The organism is Asanoa sp. NPDC049573, from assembly GCF_040676615.1.
Taxonomy (GTDB): Bacteria; Actinomycetota; Actinomycetes; order Mycobacteriales; family Micromonosporaceae; genus Asanoa.
Map to the genome: position 1 here is coordinate 55,692 of NZ_JBFAPI010000023.1, position 17,040 is coordinate 72,731.

At 70.9% G+C, this 17,040-nt stretch carries 14 protein-coding genes; 3 read left to right on the top strand and 11 right to left on the bottom strand.

Annotation, left to right across the window (positions count from 1 at the left end; all coding sequences use genetic code 11):
• Positions 1-24: 24 nt before the first annotated feature.
• Positions 25-4,365 (top strand): AAA domain-containing protein, encoded by a 4,341-nt coding sequence (locus AB0J74_RS34165; RefSeq protein WP_363455759.1) that lies wholly within the window; start codon positions 25-27, stop codon positions 4,363-4,365.
• Here AB0J74_RS34165 and AB0J74_RS34170 read toward each other — a convergent pair.
• Positions 4,362-4,529, bottom strand: a complete 168-nt coding sequence (locus tag AB0J74_RS34170; protein ID WP_363455761.1) for a hypothetical protein — start codon at positions 4,527-4,529, stop codon at positions 4,362-4,364. The genes AB0J74_RS34165 and AB0J74_RS34170 overlap by 4 nt on opposite strands.
• Positions 4,530-5,091: 562 nt before the next feature.
• Between AB0J74_RS34170 and AB0J74_RS34175 the strand changes: the two genes are divergently transcribed.
• Entirely contained in the window at positions 5,092-6,141 is a 1,050-nt protein-coding gene (locus AB0J74_RS34175; RefSeq protein WP_363455764.1) for a LysR family transcriptional regulator, read from the top strand.
• Between the two features lie 36 nt (positions 6,142-6,177).
• The gene (locus AB0J74_RS34180; protein ID WP_363455766.1) at positions 6,178-7,620 is read left to right on the top strand and encodes an MFS transporter; all 1,443 of its coding nucleotides are present in this window, start codon (positions 6,178-6,180) and stop codon (positions 7,618-7,620) included.
• A gap of 247 nt (positions 7,621-7,867) precedes the next feature.
• Here the strand turns inward: AB0J74_RS34180 and AB0J74_RS34185 are convergent, their stop codons facing one another.
• The 10 genes from AB0J74_RS34185 to AB0J74_RS34230 form a co-directional block, all read right to left on the bottom strand.
• The gene (locus tag AB0J74_RS34185) at positions 7,868-9,496 is read right to left on the bottom strand and encodes a glycoside hydrolase family 13 protein (RefSeq protein ID WP_363455769.1); all 1,629 of its coding nucleotides are present in this window, start codon (positions 9,494-9,496) and stop codon (positions 7,868-7,870) included.
• Between the two features lie 11 nt (positions 9,497-9,507).
• On the bottom strand, positions 9,508-10,530 hold the full coding sequence (locus AB0J74_RS34190) for a LacI family DNA-binding transcriptional regulator (protein WP_363455772.1): 1,023 nt from the start codon (positions 10,528-10,530) through the stop codon (positions 9,508-9,510).
• Between the two features lie 42 nt (positions 10,531-10,572).
• Positions 10,573-11,538, bottom strand: coding sequence for a carbohydrate ABC transporter permease (locus tag AB0J74_RS34195; RefSeq protein WP_363455775.1), 966 nt, complete (start codon positions 11,536-11,538; stop codon positions 10,573-10,575).
• A 2-nt stretch (positions 11,539-11,540) separates the two neighbouring features.
• Positions 11,541-12,602 carry a sugar ABC transporter permease gene (locus AB0J74_RS34200; RefSeq protein WP_363455777.1) on the bottom strand — a complete coding sequence of 354 codons (1,062 nt, stop codon included), beginning with the start codon at positions 12,600-12,602 and terminating at the stop codon, positions 11,541-11,543.
• Positions 12,603-12,687: 85 nt separating this feature from the next.
• Positions 12,688-14,034, bottom strand: a complete 1,347-nt coding sequence (locus AB0J74_RS34205; protein ID WP_363455779.1) for an ABC transporter substrate-binding protein — start codon at positions 14,032-14,034, stop codon at positions 12,688-12,690.
• A gap of 263 nt (positions 14,035-14,297) precedes the next feature.
• Positions 14,298-15,119: an MHYT domain-containing protein gene (locus tag AB0J74_RS34210; RefSeq protein WP_363455782.1), complete on the bottom strand. Its 822-nt coding sequence runs from the start codon at positions 15,117-15,119 to the stop codon at positions 14,298-14,300.
• A 203-nt stretch (positions 15,120-15,322) separates the two neighbouring features.
• Entirely contained in the window at positions 15,323-15,466 is a 144-nt protein-coding gene (locus AB0J74_RS34215; protein ID WP_170215717.1) for a GPGG-motif small membrane protein, read from the bottom strand.
• 5 nt (positions 15,467-15,471) lie between these two features.
• Complete coding sequence (locus AB0J74_RS34220) at positions 15,472-16,218, bottom strand: metallophosphoesterase (RefSeq protein WP_363455785.1); 747 nt, start codon at positions 16,216-16,218, stop codon at positions 15,472-15,474.
• The gene (locus AB0J74_RS34225; protein WP_363455788.1) at positions 16,215-16,457 is read right to left on the bottom strand and encodes a hypothetical protein; all 243 of its coding nucleotides are present in this window, start codon (positions 16,455-16,457) and stop codon (positions 16,215-16,217) included. The genes AB0J74_RS34220 and AB0J74_RS34225 overlap by 4 nt, the downstream gene beginning before the upstream one ends.
• Positions 16,458-17,033, bottom strand: coding sequence for a nucleotidyltransferase family protein (locus AB0J74_RS34230; RefSeq protein ID WP_363455791.1), 576 nt, complete (start codon positions 17,031-17,033; stop codon positions 16,458-16,460).
• Positions 17,034-17,040 lie beyond the last annotated feature (7 nt).

Consider the following 17,040-nt stretch of genomic DNA (forward strand, 5'->3'; position numbering starts at 1 on the left):
CGGCCGCGTTACCGTCGGACAGCGATGGAGCAGCCGGGCGGCGCCGACGCGCCACATGAGATCCGCGAGCGTGCCGGAGCGCTCGCGGAATACCTGCTCGCCGTCCGCGCGCTGCTCGACAAGCCGGTCCGCACGATCCCGCCGGCCGACGCCTACTGGCACGACGACCTGCCCACCGACCCGGCCGTCGACCTCGGCCCGCGGCAACCCGGTGCCGGCTGGCTGCGGGTCGGCCGGCCGGGCGCGCCGCCGCCTCCGTCCATCCCGACGCCGCTGCTGCGCCACCTGGTCTGGGACCTGACCGCGGAAAACCCACCAACCCTGCAAAATCAGGATGAGATACGCGCGGCCGCGTTCAGCCGGTGGATGGAGGAGGAGTGGCGCCCGTGGGCGACCGCCCACCGCCGGACGGCCGCCGTGAGGGCCCTGCACGACCGCCTCTACGACCTGCGCTACCGGGTCGACGTCGACTCCGCGCGGGTCGAACTCGTCTGGGGCCACGCGATCCTCGACGCGCCGGTCGGCGGCGAACCGGTCCGCTACCCGCTGCTGGCCACCCCGGTCGCGATCGACTACGACCCGGAGACCAGCACCGTCACCGTCCACCCGCAGGGCCCCGCCCGGCTGCAGGTCGACGCGCTCGGCGGGCTCGACAACCGCCGGGTCGGCGACCTGCTCGACCTGGCCGGCCCGGGCGGCCTGGTCGACGTCGACCCGTGGGACGCCGCCGAGCGGCAGGAGTTCGCCGGCCGCGCGCTGCGCCGGCTCGGCTACGAGCCGCGGCTCCGGTTCGGTGCCGAGCCGGTCGACGAGCCGCACGTGCACGACACCGGCGTGCTGTTCCTGCGGCCGCGCCAGCGGATGGTCCGCCGGTTCCTGGAGGCCGAACGCGACCGGCTGGCCGCGCCCGGCGACGGCGGGGTCGGCGCCCTGGCCGGCATCCTCGCGCACGAGCCCAGCGCGCTGCGGATGCCCGACGACGACCCCGACGCCTGGACCCGCACCGGCGAGCGGCTGCTGATGCCGATGGCGACCAACGACGCGCAGGAGTCGATCGCCGCCCGGCTGGCTGCCCACCGCACGGTCGCCGTGCAGGGCCCGCCCGGCACCGGCAAGACGCACACGATCCGCAACCTGATCTGCCACCTGGTCGCGCACGGCAAGCGGGTGCTGGTGCTGGCCCAGAAGGAAGACCCGCTGCGGGTGCTCCGCGACGGCCTGCCCGCCGAGATCCAGCCGCTGTGCCTGGCCGTGCTCGGCCGCTCGGCCGACCAGCTCGTGCAACTCCAGATCGCGGCCCGCGAGCTGTCCGACCGCGCCGCCACCCTCGACCGCACGGCGGCGGCCGACGAGGTCGGCCGGATCACCGCCGACATCGACGCCGCACACGACCGGTTCGCCCGGGCCCGCGACGAGTTGCTCGCGGTCGCCGAGCGCGAGGCGACGACGTATCCGGTCGCGGGGGTGCCCTCCTCGCCGGCCGAGGTCGGCGACTGGCTGCGCCGCACCCAGGCCGACGGCATCGTGCCCGACCCGGTCCCGCCCGGCACCCCGGCGCCGCTGACCGCGGGCGAGTTCGGCCTGCTCGGCGACCTGGCGCGGGGGATACCGGCGGCCGACCGGGCCAGCGCGCTGGCCGACCTGCCGGCCGACGACGCGCTGCCGACCGGCGAGGCGGTAGCCGCACAGCGGGCGGCGCTCGCCGACGCGGTCAAGGTGGCCGAGCAGGCCCGCGACCGCGGTGTCGACGCCGACGGCGCGCGCCGGCTCGGCCCCGAGGCGGTCGACGAACTCGCCGGTGCGCTGCGCACCGCCGCCGAGACGCTGGCCCGCCGGGCCGGCAGCTGGACCGACCGGCTCGGCCGGCTGATCCGCGAGCCGAGCTGGCAGTCGGTGTGGGACGAGCAGGTCGCCGCCAGCCAGCGGATGCTAGGCGAGCTGGGCCGGCGCACGGCGGCGCTGTCCGGCCACCGGGTGGAGATCGCCGAGGAGCATCTGGCCCAGCCCCGCCGGCTGCTCACCCACCTCGGCCAGATCCGCGAGCGGTTCGCCGCCGGCAAGCCGGTCCGAAGGCTCACCCACGGCGAGCTGGCCAAGGTGGTCGGCGACTGCCGGATCGACGGCGAACAGCCGCGGGCGGCGGCCGACGTCGACCTGCTGGCGGCGTTCGTCGAGCGCCTGCAGCTGCGGGCGCAGCTCGCCGCGCGGTGGGCGGAGTGGGCCGACCGGCTCGGCGCCCCACTCCCGGCGGACGCCGCGACTCCACGAGCCTGGATGCCGGCGGACGCTGCGGCTCCATCGGCCGGTGCCGGCGGCGTCTCGGTTGAGCCCGAGATCTGGGCCGGGCGGCTGCTCGCCGAGGCGCTCGACGCGCTCGATTGGGAGAGCCGGCGCTGGCCCGCCCTGCGCGAACACCTCGCCGTGCTGGTGCCGGCCTGCCCCCGCGCGGTCGACGCGGGCGGGCTGGCCGACCTCGCCGAGCTGACCGAGGCCGCCCTCGCGGTGTTCACCGTCGACCGGATCGAGGCGGCGCAGCGCGCGATGGGCCAGTGGCTGGCCCGGGTCACCGCCACGCCGGGCGCGCCGCCGGTGCTGCGCCAACTGGCTGCCGCCTGGTCGACCGACGACGCGGTGGGTTGGAACGCTGCGCTGGCCGAGGTCCGTCGGCTGTGGAGCATCAGGCCGGACGCGACCCGGTTCGCCGCGCTGCACGCCCGGCTGGCCGCGGTCGCGCCGCAGTGGGCCGCGGCCTACGACCGGGGCGTCGCTCCGACCGGCGGCGACGCGGCGCTGCGGGCCTGGGCCTGGCGGCAGGCGCAGACCTGGTTCGACGAGGTGGCCGGCACCCACGGGGTTGGCGACGACGAGCTGGGCCGGCGGCTGGAGCGGGCCCGCGACCAGGAGCGGCGGCTGACCGGCGAGCTGGTCGTCGGGTCGGCGTGGCTGGAGGTCGCGCGTACCCTCGACGACCGCCGCAAGGCCGCCCTGGCCGACTGGACGGCCGCGCTGCGCAAGATCGGCAAGGGCACTGGCAAGACGGCGGCCCACTGGCAGGCCGCGGCGCAACGGGCGATGGCCGAGGCGGTCACGGCCGTACCCGTGTGGATCATGTCGGTTGACCGTGCTCTTGAGCAGTTCCCCGGCGCGGGCCCGATCTTCGACGTGGTGGTGGTCGACGAGGCGTCCCAGGCCGACATCTTCGCGCTGCCGGTGCTCGGGCTGGCCCACCGCGCCGTCGTGGTCGGCGACGACCAGCAGATCGGCCCGCAACTGGTCGGCCTGCCCGCCGACCGGGTCAACGCGCTGATCGCGACCCACCTGGCGCCGGCCGGCGTGCCGTCGGCGGTGCACTTCGACACCGAGAGCAGCCTTTACGACCACGCCGTACGCCGCTCGCCCCAACGCATCCTGCTGACCGAGCACTTCCGCAGCGTCCCGGCGATCATCGGTTTCTCCAGCGAGACCTATTACGACGGCAAGATCCAGCCGCTGCGCGCCGACCGGCCGGCCGGGCTCGGTGTCGCGGTCACGGCGGTGCACGTCCCCGACGGCCGCCGGGTCACCGTCCCCGAGTACGGCGAGGTCAACGTCGCCGAGGCCGAGGCCCTGGTGTCCCAGGTGACGGCGATCGCGGCGGACCCGGCCTACCGGGGCAGGACGATCGGCGTGGTCAGCCTGCTGTCCACGAGCGGCCAGGCCGACTACCTGCAACACCGCCTGCGCGCCGAACTCGGCACCGAGGAACTCGAGCGGCGGGCGCTGCGGGTGGGCGACGCCTACACGTTCCAAGGGGACGAACGCGACGTGGTGCTCCTGTCCACGGTGGTGGCGACCGCCGACGGCACGATCGGCGCGTTCACCAAGCGCGACTACCACCGGCGGGTCAACGTCGCCGCGTCCCGGGCCCGCGACCAGCTGTTCGTCTTCCACTCGGTGAACGCCGGCGAGCTCAACCCGGACGACGCCCGCGCGCTGCTGCTGTCGTACGCGACCCGTCCGGCCGGCACGGTTTCCGAAGCCACGGACGACCCGGCCCTGGAGAGCGGCTTCACCCGTGAGGTCTGGCGCCGGTTGACGGCGGCCGGGCTGCGTCCGGTGCCGCGCTTCCAGCTCGGCGACTACCGGATCGACTTCGTGGTCAACGCCCCCGACGGCCGCCGACTGGCGATCGCCTGCGACGACCGCTACCGGGGCGCGGCCGCGTTCGCCGCCGAACTGCGCCGCCAGGCGGTGCTGGAACGGGTCGGCAACTGCGTCTTCGTGCGCCTCCGGGCCAGCCTCTTCCACCGCGACCCCGACCAGGCCATGGAGGCGGTCTGGACCCGCGCCGAAGAACTCGGCCTCGCGCCGGTGCGGCCGGTTTAGGCGATCGTGGTCAGTCGGGCGGTGAGCAGGGCGGCCTCTTCGCGGGTGCCGGTGATCTCGGTGTGGATGAGGCGGCGGAAGGCCGGGTCGAGGGGCTCGCCGTGGCTGATCGCCTCGTCCAGCGCCAGCAACGCGTTGCGCATCGCGACCCGGGCCGCGTGCACCTCCGACGCCGCGCTGTCGAGGTGGCCCGCGGGTGCCGCCGGGCGCCTGGACGCGCAGCTTCGACGTACCCGATGTGCGTCGGGCCGGTCGGTGTTGTGTGAGGCTCCGGAGGGAGCGCCGAGAGCACGGCGCCAGCGGCGGAGAAGAGGTGGATATTTTCGAACGCGCTCACGCACCATCTGCCGATAGGACATGTCTGCTCCTCAGCGGTCGGACATGTGGCGGCTGCCCCGAAGCCAGCGGAGCAGCCGCCTTGCCTTTCTACTCCTCTTCGGACGGTCGAACGGTGGGGTCGGGTGGCAGGTGTCCGGGCAACCGCAATCCGCGTTTGCGGCAGACTCGCTCTGGGTGACGCGCGACAGAACGTAACGTGGGGTCGCGGGCAGTAAATGCCGATAAATCAGTGCCAGTCGTTTCCCTGACAGTGACGTGGATCACAATTCGGGGGAGAGCGATTTCTCAGCGTCACCGGCGGCTCGGCGACACGCCGACGCGCGGTGGCCAGTCGGTATCGTCAATGCGACACTTCTGGTGGTTAGCCAACCACGTTACGTTGAATGCGTGTCGAAACAGCGCCCGAAACCACTCGACGAGTGGGACTTCCGGGCGTTCATCGCGCTCGCCGAAGAGCGCTCCTATGAAGACGCCGCCCGCCGGATGGCCGGATTGCACGGCGGTTACAGCCGCCAATCCGTGCAGCACCGGATCGGCAAGATCGAGAATTACGTCGGCGAGCCGCTGGTGCGGCGCAACGTCGACCGTCGCTACCTGCTGACCCCGGCCGGCGAGCGGGTCCTGCAGATCGCCCGCCAGGTCGTCGCGCTGCACGAGCGGATCGGTTCCGCCGCCGCCGAGCCCACCGTCTGGACGCTGGCCTGCGGCCCGCACCACACCCAATTCGTCGCGCTGGCCGAAGATCGGCTGCGCACCGCCGAGGGCGACAAGCTCCGGGTCGAATACCTCTCCCAGCCGCTCCGGGCCGAACACCAGTTCTTCGGCGACCCCGTTGACCGGCTGTTGCGCAACGAGTTCCACTTGATCATCGGCCCGCCGGTGCGCCGGCCCGGGCTGCGCTCGACCCACCTCTACGACGCCCGGCTCGAGGCGATGATCGACCGGGACTTTCCGGGAGACCGGCTTTCCCTGGCCGACCTCGTCAGCGACTACGAGGCGTTCCTGCAGCCGCGCGACGTGCGCGCCCGGCGGGTACTCGAAGACGCGATCGCCGCCGCCGGCATCCCCGACCCCGACCCGGCCCGCCGGGTGGCGATGGAGACCTACGAGACGGCGACGAGCGTGATCCGCCTGCAGAGCGAACGCCGCCGCCCCGGGCGAGACCGCGGCCGCATCCTGGTCGTCCCGTCCGACGTCGCGCTGCCCTACAAGGCCGGCATGGTCTTCGGCGGCCGCGAGGCCCACCGGTTCAAGTGGGTGCCGATCCACGATGGCGGTGCGACGCTGCGGATGGAGACCTGCGTGACCGTCCGCGACGCCAACCACACCGCGCTGCGCCCGGTGATCGACGCCCTTCGGGCGGGCGTCCGGCAACTCGGCGGCATATCCGGGTCGCCACTCACTTTCGCCACACCCATCCCGTCGCAGCGCACCTAGATCTCCAGGGGCGGTCGCCCGATGTAGCCTCCCGGAATGACCACGACCGGGGGCCGCGCGCACCGGATCTACAGCGTCGTGGTGTTCATCGTGCTGGCGTCGCTCGACAACGTCGCGGTGGGCCTGGTGCCGCCCCTCTACGGCTCGATCGCCGACTCGTTCGACGTGCCGCAGGGCCTGGTCGGCACCGTCACCGCGGTGTCGTTCCTGGTCAGCGCCGTCGCCTCGGTCGCCTGGGCCTATTACGGCGACCGGGGCAACCGCAAGCCACTGCTGATGATCGGCACGGTGCTCTGGGCGGCCGGCATGACCGGCAGCGGCCTCGCCGGCACCTACCTGCTGTTCTTCGTCTCCCAGGTGGCCGCGGCGATCGGCCTCGGCGCGGTCAGTTCGGTCGGCTTCTCGGTGGTCAGCGACCTCATCAAGCCGAAGCGCCGCGGCCTGGTGATGAGTCTGTGGGGCCTGTCCCAGGGCGCCGGAACGTTCTTCGGCACCCTGATCGGGGGCGTGCTCGGCGCCGCCGACTGGCGCCGCCCGTTCTTCGTGCTGAGCGTCGTCGGCCTGGTCGCCACGGTCGCCTACTTCTTCACCTACGACATCCGCCGCGGCCAGAGCGACCCGGAGCTGGCCAGGGCGATCGCCGAGGGCCACGAATACGACTACCGGATCAGCCGCCGGAGCCTGCCCTCGATCGTGCGGCGGCGTACCAACGTGTGGTTGATCCTGCAGGGCCTGCCCGCCCAGATCGCGTTCGGTTCACTGGTCTGGCTCCCGGTTCTGTTCCGGGAACGCGCGATCGCGCAGGGCTATCCCGAGGGCACGGCGATCGTCGTCGGCAGCATCTTCGCCACGATGTTCCAACTCGGCGGGGCCCTCTCGATCGTCGGCGGCCTGGTCGGCGACAAACTCCAGCGCCGCACCTTGCGCGGCCGCGCGCTGGTGTCGGCCGTCGGCATCCTGGCCGCCGTACCCCTGTATCTGGTCCTGTTCTTCCTGCCCTTCAAGATCGAAGTGCCGTCCGGCGGCGGTTCCGGCCAGATCGTGGTCGCGGCCCTGAAGAGCGTCGTCACCGAGCCGTCGGTCTGCGTCACGTTCCTGATCGCGATCGTCGCCCTGGCGCTGACCTCGGCCAACTCGCCCAACTGGTTCGCCCTGATCGCCGACATCAACCCACCCGAATACCGCGGTACGGTCTACAGCCTCGGCAACCTGACCAACGGCGTCGGCCGCGCGATCGGCAACGGCCTGATCCCGGTCGCCTTCGCGGTGCTGGCGTCGACCTATGCCTCGCCGCTGAACTATTCGATCGGCCTGGCCGCGTTCCAGCTCTTCTTCATACCGACCGGCATCATGTACTGGCTCGCCTCGCGCAGTTCGCCCCGCGACATCAGGGGCTTGCACGCTCTGTTGGCCGAGCGCGCCGAAGTCACGGCACACACCCCGACCACCGACGGCGCCCAGGACCACACGCGTCGGTGAGCCGCGCCGCTTGCCGGTTCCGCGCCCGGCCGCCGGCCGAGGACGTGATCGGCCTGCTGTGCCCGGTGGTGATGGTGCTGATTTCGCATACCTGTTTTGGCATGTGCCTACATGCCAAAACAGGTGCGTGCCCGCAGCCCTACCTCTGGGGCGCGGGAGCAGGTCGCCCATTTCCGAGCACCGGTCCCCGCTGCGGTCGGGGCGGGGATCCTGCGATCCCCGCCCCGACCGGCTTCGATCGCGGATACTAGGTCAGCCGCGCCCAGACGGTGACGTCCGTGGGGACCTCGCGGCCGGGCACCGGCTCGCTGGACAGGAGGACCTCGGCGCCGGCCGGCAGGGTGGCCGGGCTGTCGCCGAAGTTGGTCAGGATCAGGAGGTCGCCGTTGCGGAACGCGACCACCTCTTCCGGACCTGGAACCCAGGACAGCTCGCCGCCGCCCAGTCCGTGCCGCCGGCGAAGCCGCAGCGCCGCCACGTACATCTCGTAGGTCGACCCCGGCACACCCACCTGGCGGTCCAGCGCCAGCTCGCCGAACACCGGCGGCTGCGGGAGCCAGCTCTTGTCGGTCGGTCCGAAACCGTACGACGGCTCGTCGGCCTCCCACGGGATCGGCACCCGGCAACCGTCCCTGCCCACCGACGTGCCGCCGGTGCGGAAGAACGTCGGGTCCTGCCGGCTCTCGTCCGGCAGCGTGGTGTGCTCCGGCAGGCCGAGCTCCTCGCCCTGGTAGAGGTAGGCCGACCCGGGCAACCCCAGCATCAACAGCGTCGCCGCGCGGGCCCGGCGCAGACCGAGTGCGGCGTCCGGCTGCGGGTCGCCGGCGCCGATGCCGTTCGGCCGGGGCGCGCCGACCGGCAGCCCGAGCCGCGACGCGTGCCGCAGCACGTCGTGGTTGGAGAGCACCCACGTCGTGGGCGCGCCGACCGCCGCGCTCGCCGCCAGGGAGCGCGAGATCACCGACCGCTGCGCGGCCGCCGTCCAGGAAGCCTCCAGGTATTCGAAGTTGAACGCCTGGTGCATCTCGTCGGGCCGAACGTACGCGGCCAGCCGCTCGGCCGGCTGCACCCAGGCCTCGGCGACCAGGATCCGGTCGCCGGCGTAGCTGTCCAGGATCTTGCGCCAGCGCCGGTAGATCTCGTGTACGCCGTCCTGGTCCCACATCGGCGGCCGGGCGCCGCCCTCGGTGCCCTCGCCGGTCATCGGGATCATCGGCAGGTGCCAGTCGGCCAGGTCGGCCTGCTTGACCAGCCCGTGCGCCACGTCGACCCGGAAGCCGTCGACGCCGCGGTCGAGCCAGAAACGCAGGATGTCTTCGAACTCGGCGCGGACCTGCGGATTGTCCCAGTTGAGGTCGGGCTGCTCGACGTCGAACAGGTGCAGGTACCACTGACCGTCGGGGACCCGGGTCCAGGCGCTGCCGCCGAAGACGCTCTGCCAGCTGTTGGGTGGCTCGTCGCCGGAGGGGCCGCGCCCGTCGCGGAAGACGTACCGGTCGCGTTCGGGGGTGCCGGGCGCGGCCGCCAGCGCGGCCTGGAACCAGGCGTGCCGCGACGAGGTGTGGTTGGGCACCAGGTCGACGATCACCCTGATCCGCCGGGCGTGCGCCTCGGTGATCAGCTTGTCGGCGTCGTCCAGCCTGCCGAAGATCGGGTCGACGTCGCGGTAGTCGGCCACGTCGTAGCCCGCGTCGGCCTGCGGCGACGGGTAGAACGGCGAGAGCCACACGGCGTCGACACCGAGGTCGGCCAGATGGTCCAGGCGGCTGATGATGCCGGGGAGGTCCCCGATGCCGTCACCGTCGGAGTCGGCGAACGAGCGCGGGTAGACCTGGTAGATGACGGCGTCGCGCCACCACTTCACGGTGTACTCCAAGCAATAGATTTCTAGGGTTCCCGGGGCGGCCCGGTCGAAGCGCGGACGACCAGTCGGGTCGGCAGCACCACGGACCGGTCACCGTACTCGTTGACGTTGCCGCGCAGCGGGCCGAGCAGTGTTTCCGCCGCGATCCTGCCCTGTGCGGCCGCCGGTTGGGCGACCGTCGTGAGCCCGACCACACCGGAGACGTCGTGGTCGTCCACGCCGATCACGCTGACGTCTTCGGGCACCCGCAGGCCGGCCGAGCGCAGTGTGGCGATCGCGCCCATCGCCATCTCGTCGGAGGCGGCGAAGATCGCGGTCGGCGGCTCGCCCCGGCGCAGCAGTTCCGCGGTGGCCTTGCTGCCGCCGGCGATCGTGAAGGTCGCCTCGACGTCGAGCGCCGGGTCGGGCTCGATGCCCTGGGAGCGCAGCCGCTCCTGGAAGCCGTGCCGGCGATCGAGGTGGGTCGAGATGGCCAACTCGTCGGTCGGGTCACCGGAGATGTGCGCGATCCGCCGATGGCCGAGCGAGAGCAGGTGGTCGGTCGCCGTGCGGCCGGTCGCGATGTCGTCGATCCGCACGCTCGGCCAGCCCGGCACCGGCGTCCCGGCACTCACCGTCACGCCGGGTAGCGCCAGCCCGGTGACCGCCGCGAAGTCGCGCTCGGCCAGCGGCGTGGCCACGAGCATCAGCGCGTCGACCCGCTTGTGCAGCGTGCTGGTGTAGAGCAGGCGCTGCCGGGCGTGCTCGCTGCCGCCGAGGTTGAACAGCAACAGGTCGTAGCCGGCCCGGTGCAGCCGCTCCTCGGCGGCCTCGACGACGGTGCTGAAGAACCAGGGCGTGACCCGCGGCACGACCACCGCCACCGCCCGGGTCTTGCCCCCGGCCAGCCGGGACGCGCTGGGCGAGGCGATGTAGCCCAGCTGGGCGGCCGCCTCCAGCACCCGCTCCCGGGTCGTCTGCGAGACCGTTGGCAGGCCGCGCAGCGCCCGGGACACGGTGGCGGTGGAGACGCCCGCCAGCCGGGCCACGTCGTCGATCCTCGTCATGGTCCGTCACCTCACGTGCGGAAGGACGGTCACTGGCGGGAATCAGCCCTTGACGCTGCCGGTCAACAGTCCCCGCACGAAGTAACGCTGTAGGGACAGGAAGACGATCAGCGGTATGACGATCGACACGAACGCGCCGGCCGTCAGCCGTTGCCACTCGCCACCTCGGGTGCCGGCGAGGTCGGCCAGGCGCACGGTCAGCGGTGCCGTTTGTCGGCCACCACCGGAGAAGATCAGCGCGACCAGCAGGTCGTTCCAGACCCAGAGGAACTGGAAGATCGCCAGCGACGCGAGCGCCGGGGTGATCAGCGGCAGCACGATGCTGCGGAAGATCTTCGAGTGGCCGGCGCCGTCGACCCGGGCCGCCTCCATCAGCTCACCCGGCAGCTGGGAGATGAAGTTGTGCAGCAGGAAGATCGCGAACGGTAGCGCGAAACAGGTGTGCGCGAACCAGACCTGGATGAACTTCTGCTCCTGGTCGAGGTCCCACGCCGGCATCAGCGTGACGCCGCCGAGCGAGACGCCTCGCGAGAAGAAGCTCAGCAGGGGTACGAGCGCCATCTGCAACGGCACGATCTGCAGCGCGAAGACGACGATGTAGAGCCAGTCCCGGCCACGGAAGTTGATCCACGACAGCGCGTACGCGGCCAGGGCGGCGAACGCGATCGGGAACAGCACCGACGGGATCGTGATGACCAGCGAGTTGATGAAGTAGAGGGCGAGCTGGCCGGAGGACGACGACCGTCCGAACAGGACGTCGTTGTAGTTCTGGAAGGTCAGCTGCGGATTGGTGAAGAAGGTCCACCAGCCGGTCGTCTTGATCTCGTCTTCGGGCCGGAACGACGACAGCAGCAGGCCGAACGTCGGGACGGTCCAGAGCAGCGCGATGACGATCGACACGGTCGTCGCGGTGCGGCTGGTGAGCCTCTTGCGCACCCGGCCGACCGCGGTCCGCGGCGGCGCTTCGCCGACCGTCTCGCCCGCGAGGACGGGAGTCGTGGTTGTCATGCTCAAACCTCCCGCTGGCGGCGCAGGTTGCGGATCTGGAAGATGACGATCGGGATGACCAGGATGAACAGGAAGACGGCGAGCGCGGAGCCCTGGCCGTTCTCCTGGTAACGGAAGGCCTGGTTGTACATCTCGAGCGCGACGACGTTGGTGTCGTAGTTGCCGTTGGTCATCGTCCGGACGATGTCGAAGACCTTGAGCGTGGCGATCGTGATGGTGACCACCACGACGATCAGCGAAGGCCGGATGCTCGGCAGCGTGACCCGCCAGAACATCTGCCAGGGCGTGACGCCGTCGAGGCGGGCGGCTTCCACGATGTCGGCCGGGATCGCCTTGATGGCCGCGGACAGGATGACCATCGAGAAGCCGGCCTGGATCCACACCATGACGACGATCAGCAGCAGCGTGTTGAGCGGCGGGTCGAGCAGCCACTGCTGCGGCGTGCCGCCCACGGCCACCCAGAGCCAGTTGAGCAGGCCGATCTGGTCGCCCTCGCCGCGGTAGGCGTAGACGAACTTCCAGATGATGCCGGCGCCGACGAACGAGATGGCCATCGGCAGGAAGATCAGCGACTTGGCCACCGACTCGAACCTGGCCCGGTCGATCATGACCGCGTAGAGCAGGCCGACCGAGGTGGCCAGCAGCGGCACCAGGATGACCCAGGCGAGGGTGTTGATCAGGACCCGGACGATGTCGTTCTCTTGGAAGATCCACCCGTAGTTGCGCAGGCCGACGAACTTCTCGCCGTTGCCGTTGAAGAGCGACAGGATGACCGTCCGGATCGCCGGGATGACGAGACCGATGAGCAGCAGCAGCAGGGCGGGGACCATGAATGCGAGGCCCAGCAGGCCTTCGCGCTTCTTGCGCAGGCGCCGGGGCAGCGGGCCGGGGGAAGGCCCGTCGGCCGGCGCCGCCGCGGCGGCGATGAGGGCGGCCTCGCGGCGCCGGGCGAAGAAGTTGGGCACGACGTCGAGCAGGAGCAGCAGTCCACCGACCACCACCACGAACGCGATAACGCCGTACAGCAACATCGTCAGCTTCGGCGCGAAGTCTTCGAACTCCATCCGCCCTCCAGGGATGCGAGCGTGTGACAAGGGGGTTTGAGTGAAACGGTGGCCGGCCCCGTGGGGCCGGCCACCGTTCGGGGTCTTACTTGGGCCAGGAGCCCTCGATCTGGCCGAGCACCTCGGTGGTGCTCTTGCCGTTGATCCAGTCGACCATGCCCTTCCAGAACGTCCCGGCGCCGACGGCGGCGGGCATCAGGTCGGAACCGTCGAACCGGAAGACGGCGCTCTTGTCCTGGAGGATCTCGACCGCCAGCTTGTCGATCGGGTTGGCGACGTTGGCGATCTCCAGCTTGTTGTTGGCCGACACCCAGTTGCCGAGCTTGGCGCGGGCGTTGGCGGCCTCGCCGGAAGCCAGGTAGGTCTGCACCTTCTGGACCTCGGGACGGTCGGCGAACGCGACGGTGAACTCGCCACCGCCGAGGACCGGCTTGCCCTTGGCCGGGTCGACGGCCGGCAGGTAGAAGGCGAAGGTGTCGCCGTCTTCGCCGACCTTGGTGCCCTCGGGCCACTGGTTGGCGTAGAACGATGCCATCCGGTACATCGCGCACTTGTTCTTGAGGATCGGCGTGCCGCCCTCCTGGAACGAGGTGGTCGCGATGCTCTTGACGTCGCCGAAGCCGCCGTTGACGTACTTCGGGTCCTTCAGGATCTTGCCGACCCGGTCGACCGCCGAGACGACCTTGGGGTCGTTGAACGGGATGGTGTGGTCGACCCACTGGTCGTAGACGTCGGCACCGGCGTCGCGGAGCATCACGTCTTCGATCCAGTCGGTGGCCGGCCAGCCGGTCGCGTCACCGGACTCGATGCCCGCACACCACGGCTTGATGCCGGCGGCCGCGATGGTGTCGCTGAGCGTCATCATCTCGTCCCAGGTGGTCGGGACCTTCCAGCCCTTCTCGGCGAACAGCTTCGGCGAGTACCAGACGAAGGACTTGACGTTGGAGCCGAACGGGGCGCCGTAGAACTTGCCGCCGACGGTCGCGTAGTCCAGCCATTCCTTCGGGTAGTTGGCCTCGGCCATCGCCTTGGTGTCGGCCGACGCCTCCTTGAGCTTGCCGGCATCGGCGAAGCGCTTGAGCAGGCCCGGCTGGGGCACGAAGGCGATGTCGGGGGCGTTGCCGCCGTCGACCTTCACCGGCAGCTGCGCCTCGAACTCGCCGCTGCCCTCATATTCGATGGTGATGCCGGTGCAGTCCTCGAACGACTTCCAGGACTCCTCGAGGAGGTCGGCCTCGGCGTCACGAATGGACGAGTAAATCGAAACGGTGGTGCCGTCACTGCCGGTGTATTTGTCGAAAGCAGCACACTCCGGCGAGCTGCTGCCGCTGTCGCTGTCACCACTGTCGCCGCTGCAAGCGGCGGCGCTGAGGGCCAGCGCCAGGGTGGTGGCCAGCACGAGGGCTTGGCGAGGTCTGGTGGAGACCGCCATGCCGTCCTCCTTCCTTGCCGACGATCGCGGGCGCGCTGGCCCGGTGCCGGTGTCGAATGTGGGCGTGTTCACATGCAAGCGCTTGCATGGAGGTCCGTCCAGATCGTGGAAGGCACGACGATGTAACAATCGAGAAACTTACAGAGAGAAATGCACCGTTGTCACATTGACAAATACGGAAATGCCCGCCTGGAAACGCTCCAGGCGGGCATTTCGCCGGACGACGCCTACACCGGACGTCTCGGGTCCGTCCGGCGGGACTGTCAGAAGACGTCGCTGCCGGGTCGGAGGGCGACGGTGAACGGTGTCTCGGAGTGCCGGCCGCCGGTGGTCGGTGGCGGCGGTGCGGAGAACTCTTCCTCGGTCATCGCCTTGAGACCGCTGAACGCCATGCCGATCAGCGCCGCGGAGGAGATCAGGACGATGGGCACGAGCAACTGCATGGGCGATACGCCCTGGACGTGATGGATGCCGGACTCGTGCAACCGGACGTGCAGCGCGGCCATGCCGGTGTAGTGCATGCCGCACACCGCCAGCGCCATCACCCCGGCGGCCATCGTGATCCGGGTCCAACTGCCCACCGTGACGGTGAACCACAGGGCGACCGTAGCCGCGACCACCGCGACGCCGATCGAGGCCAGGACCAGCCGCGGGTCGTAGCTGATGGTGCCGTAGACCCGCATCGCGAGCATGCCGGTGTAGTGCATCGCGACCACACCGAGGCCGGTGACGAAGCCGCCGCCGAGAACGCGCAGCACCCGGCGCCGGCCGAAGCCGACGATGAACAGCCCACCACCGACGGTGAGCACGGACAGGGCCAGGCTCGCCATGGTCAGGTAGGGGTCGTAGCGCAGCGGACTGGCCGGCACGGAGAAGCCGAGGATCGCCATGAAGTGCATCAGCCAGATGCCGGCGCCGCCGATCGCGATCGAGGCGAGCACGAGCCAGCGGGCCCGCCGGGACCGTTGTCGGGTCGCGCGTGCGCGCGCGGTGCACACCAGGCCGAGCAACGAACCGATGAAGGCCAGCAGGTAGGCCGCGATCGGGTTGAAGGCGCCGTGTGCAAAGTGATGAATCTCTGCCACCAGGCAATCCCCGCACGCGGCCCCGGAAAACTGACGCACAGAGTGTCCGGCTAATCACGCCCAGGCAGACACCCGACGGAACGGGCTAACGCGACCGGGGTCGTCGGTGGGCCCACGGGCAGTGGGCCGCGCCGACGACCCCGGAAGGGTCGCAGGGATGGGGGGCGAGTGGGCCGGTGGTCACCGGCCCGATGGGTCCGGCGTCAACTGAAGATGCTGACGCCGCCGGGGCCGACGAGCAGGCCCACGATGATGAGCACGACTCCCCACAGGATCTGCCGACGGAACAGCGCGAAGATGCCGGCGACGACGAGGATCACTGCGAGGATCCAAAGAAGTAGGTCCATGCAGATCAAATACCCGAGGGCGTCGGCGGAGAAACGTGTTCCGGAGCGAGGTTGAACACGCTGTACGCCTGTTTGATGACCGGGTGGGCGACATTGCGCACCCGGACCCCGCCCGGGGTGCGGCCGCGCTCGCTGCCGTGGTGCGCGTGCCCGTGCACCGCCAGCGCCGTCGGCGCCGAGTCGATCGCCTGACCGAGCAGGTAAGAGCCGAGGAACGGGTAGATCTCCAGCGGCTCGCCGGCGAGCGTGTCGGGCACCGGCGCGTAGTGCGTCAGCGCCACCCGCACGTCGCAGTCGAGGTCGCGCAGCGCGCTGCCGAGCCGTTCGGCCACCACGCCGGTGGTGCGCACGAAGGCCTTCATCTCCGGCTCGCCGAACTCGCTGGCGCACCGGCCGGCGAACCCGCCTCCGAATCCCTTGACCCCGGCGACGCCGAGCCGCACCCCGTCGATGTCGACCACGGTGCTGTCGCCTTCCAGCACCGTGATGCCGGCGTCGGTCAGCGCGGCGAGCACGCCGGGCACCTCGTCACAGTGGTGGTCGTGGTTGCCGAGCACGGCGATCACGGGTACGCCCAGCCCGCCGAACTCGGTGGCCACGCACTTGGCCTCGGCCTCGGTGCCGTGCCGGGTCAGATCGCCGGCGAGCAGCAGCACATCGGCCTGGCCGGGCAACTCCTCGAGCGCCGGCCGGAAGCGGCCCAGCACGTCGCGGTCGATGTGCACGTCGCCGACGGCAGCGATCCTGATCACGCGAGCTCCTCCGCCTCGGTCGGCGCGCCGGCCCGGGTCACCCCGATGTCGACCGCGAACGTGACGCCCGGGAACCGCTCCCCGACGAGGCGGACGATCTCGTCCTTCCGGTGCGGGCTCTCGACCTCGCCGCACAGCACCAGCCCGGTCTCCGAGCGGACCACGGTGATGCCCTGCTCGGCGACGCCGAGGTCCTCGGCCAGCGCGCGCTGCACCTCGGCCTCCGTGTAGTCGTTCATTCAGTCCCTCCGGTAACCGGGGTAGGGCACGACATCGAGCCGATCGAGCAAAACCAGAAACGCCTCGGCGTACGGCGACTGCGCGGTCTCCTTGCGTACCCGGTCCCAGTCGATCTGCTCGCGCAGCGAGCGGGCCAGCGGGAGGCCACGGGCGAAGTCGCAGTAGTGCTGGGAGAAGCTGAGCAGTTTGTGCACCATCAGCCCGGTCGCGGAGAGCACCGGCATCTGGATCGCGTCGACCGTGCGGGTCACCGTGTCGCCGAACGTCTCGTCGGTCACCGGGCTCTCGATCGGCCGGTGGATCAGGTCGACCAGGTGGCCGTCTTCGTCGTAGACCTTGACCAGCCAGTCCTCCGGCGGCCGTTCGGCGGTGAAGCCGGCCTCGACCAGCGCGGCCAGGGACCGCTCGGCGTCCTCCTCCTTGATCAGGAAGTCGACGGCGTGGTCGCTGGAGTGCCCGCCGTGCGCGTACACGGCGAAGCTGCCGGCCAGCGCGAACGGAATCTCCTCCTGCTTGAGGACGGCGGCGACCCGCTTGAGGGTCAGCAGCAACGAATCGTCCCCGTGCGATGCCATGTGGCCT

Excerpts from the sequence above, each read along its gene's own strand:
- AB0J74_RS34165 (WP_363455759.1), top strand. The coding sequence starts at position 25 with ATGGAGCAGCCGGGCGGCGCCGACGCGCCACATGAGATCCGCGAGCGT.
- AB0J74_RS34180 (WP_363455766.1), top strand. The coding sequence starts at position 6,178 with ATGACCACGACCGGGGGCCGCGCGCACCGGATCTACAGCGTCGTGGTG.
- AB0J74_RS34190 (WP_363455772.1), bottom strand. The coding sequence starts at position 10,530 with ATGACGAGGATCGACGACGTGGCCCGGCTGGCGGGCGTCTCCACCGCC.
- AB0J74_RS34195 (WP_363455775.1), bottom strand. The coding sequence starts at position 11,538 with ATGACAACCACGACTCCCGTCCTCGCGGGCGAGACGGTCGGCGAAGCG.
- AB0J74_RS34200 (WP_363455777.1), bottom strand. The coding sequence starts at position 12,602 with ATGGAGTTCGAAGACTTCGCGCCGAAGCTGACGATGTTGCTGTACGGC.
- AB0J74_RS34205 (WP_363455779.1), bottom strand. The coding sequence starts at position 14,034 with ATGGCGGTCTCCACCAGACCTCGCCAAGCCCTCGTGCTGGCCACCACC.
- AB0J74_RS34215 (WP_170215717.1), bottom strand. The coding sequence starts at position 15,466 with ATGGACCTACTTCTTTGGATCCTCGCAGTGATCCTCGTCGTCGCCGGC.
- AB0J74_RS34225 (WP_363455788.1), bottom strand. The coding sequence starts at position 16,457 with ATGAACGACTACACGGAGGCCGAGGTGCAGCGCGCGCTGGCCGAGGAC.
- AB0J74_RS34230 (WP_363455791.1), bottom strand. The coding sequence starts at position 17,033 with ATGGCATCGCACGGGGACGATTCGTTGCTGCTGACCCTCAAGCGGGTC.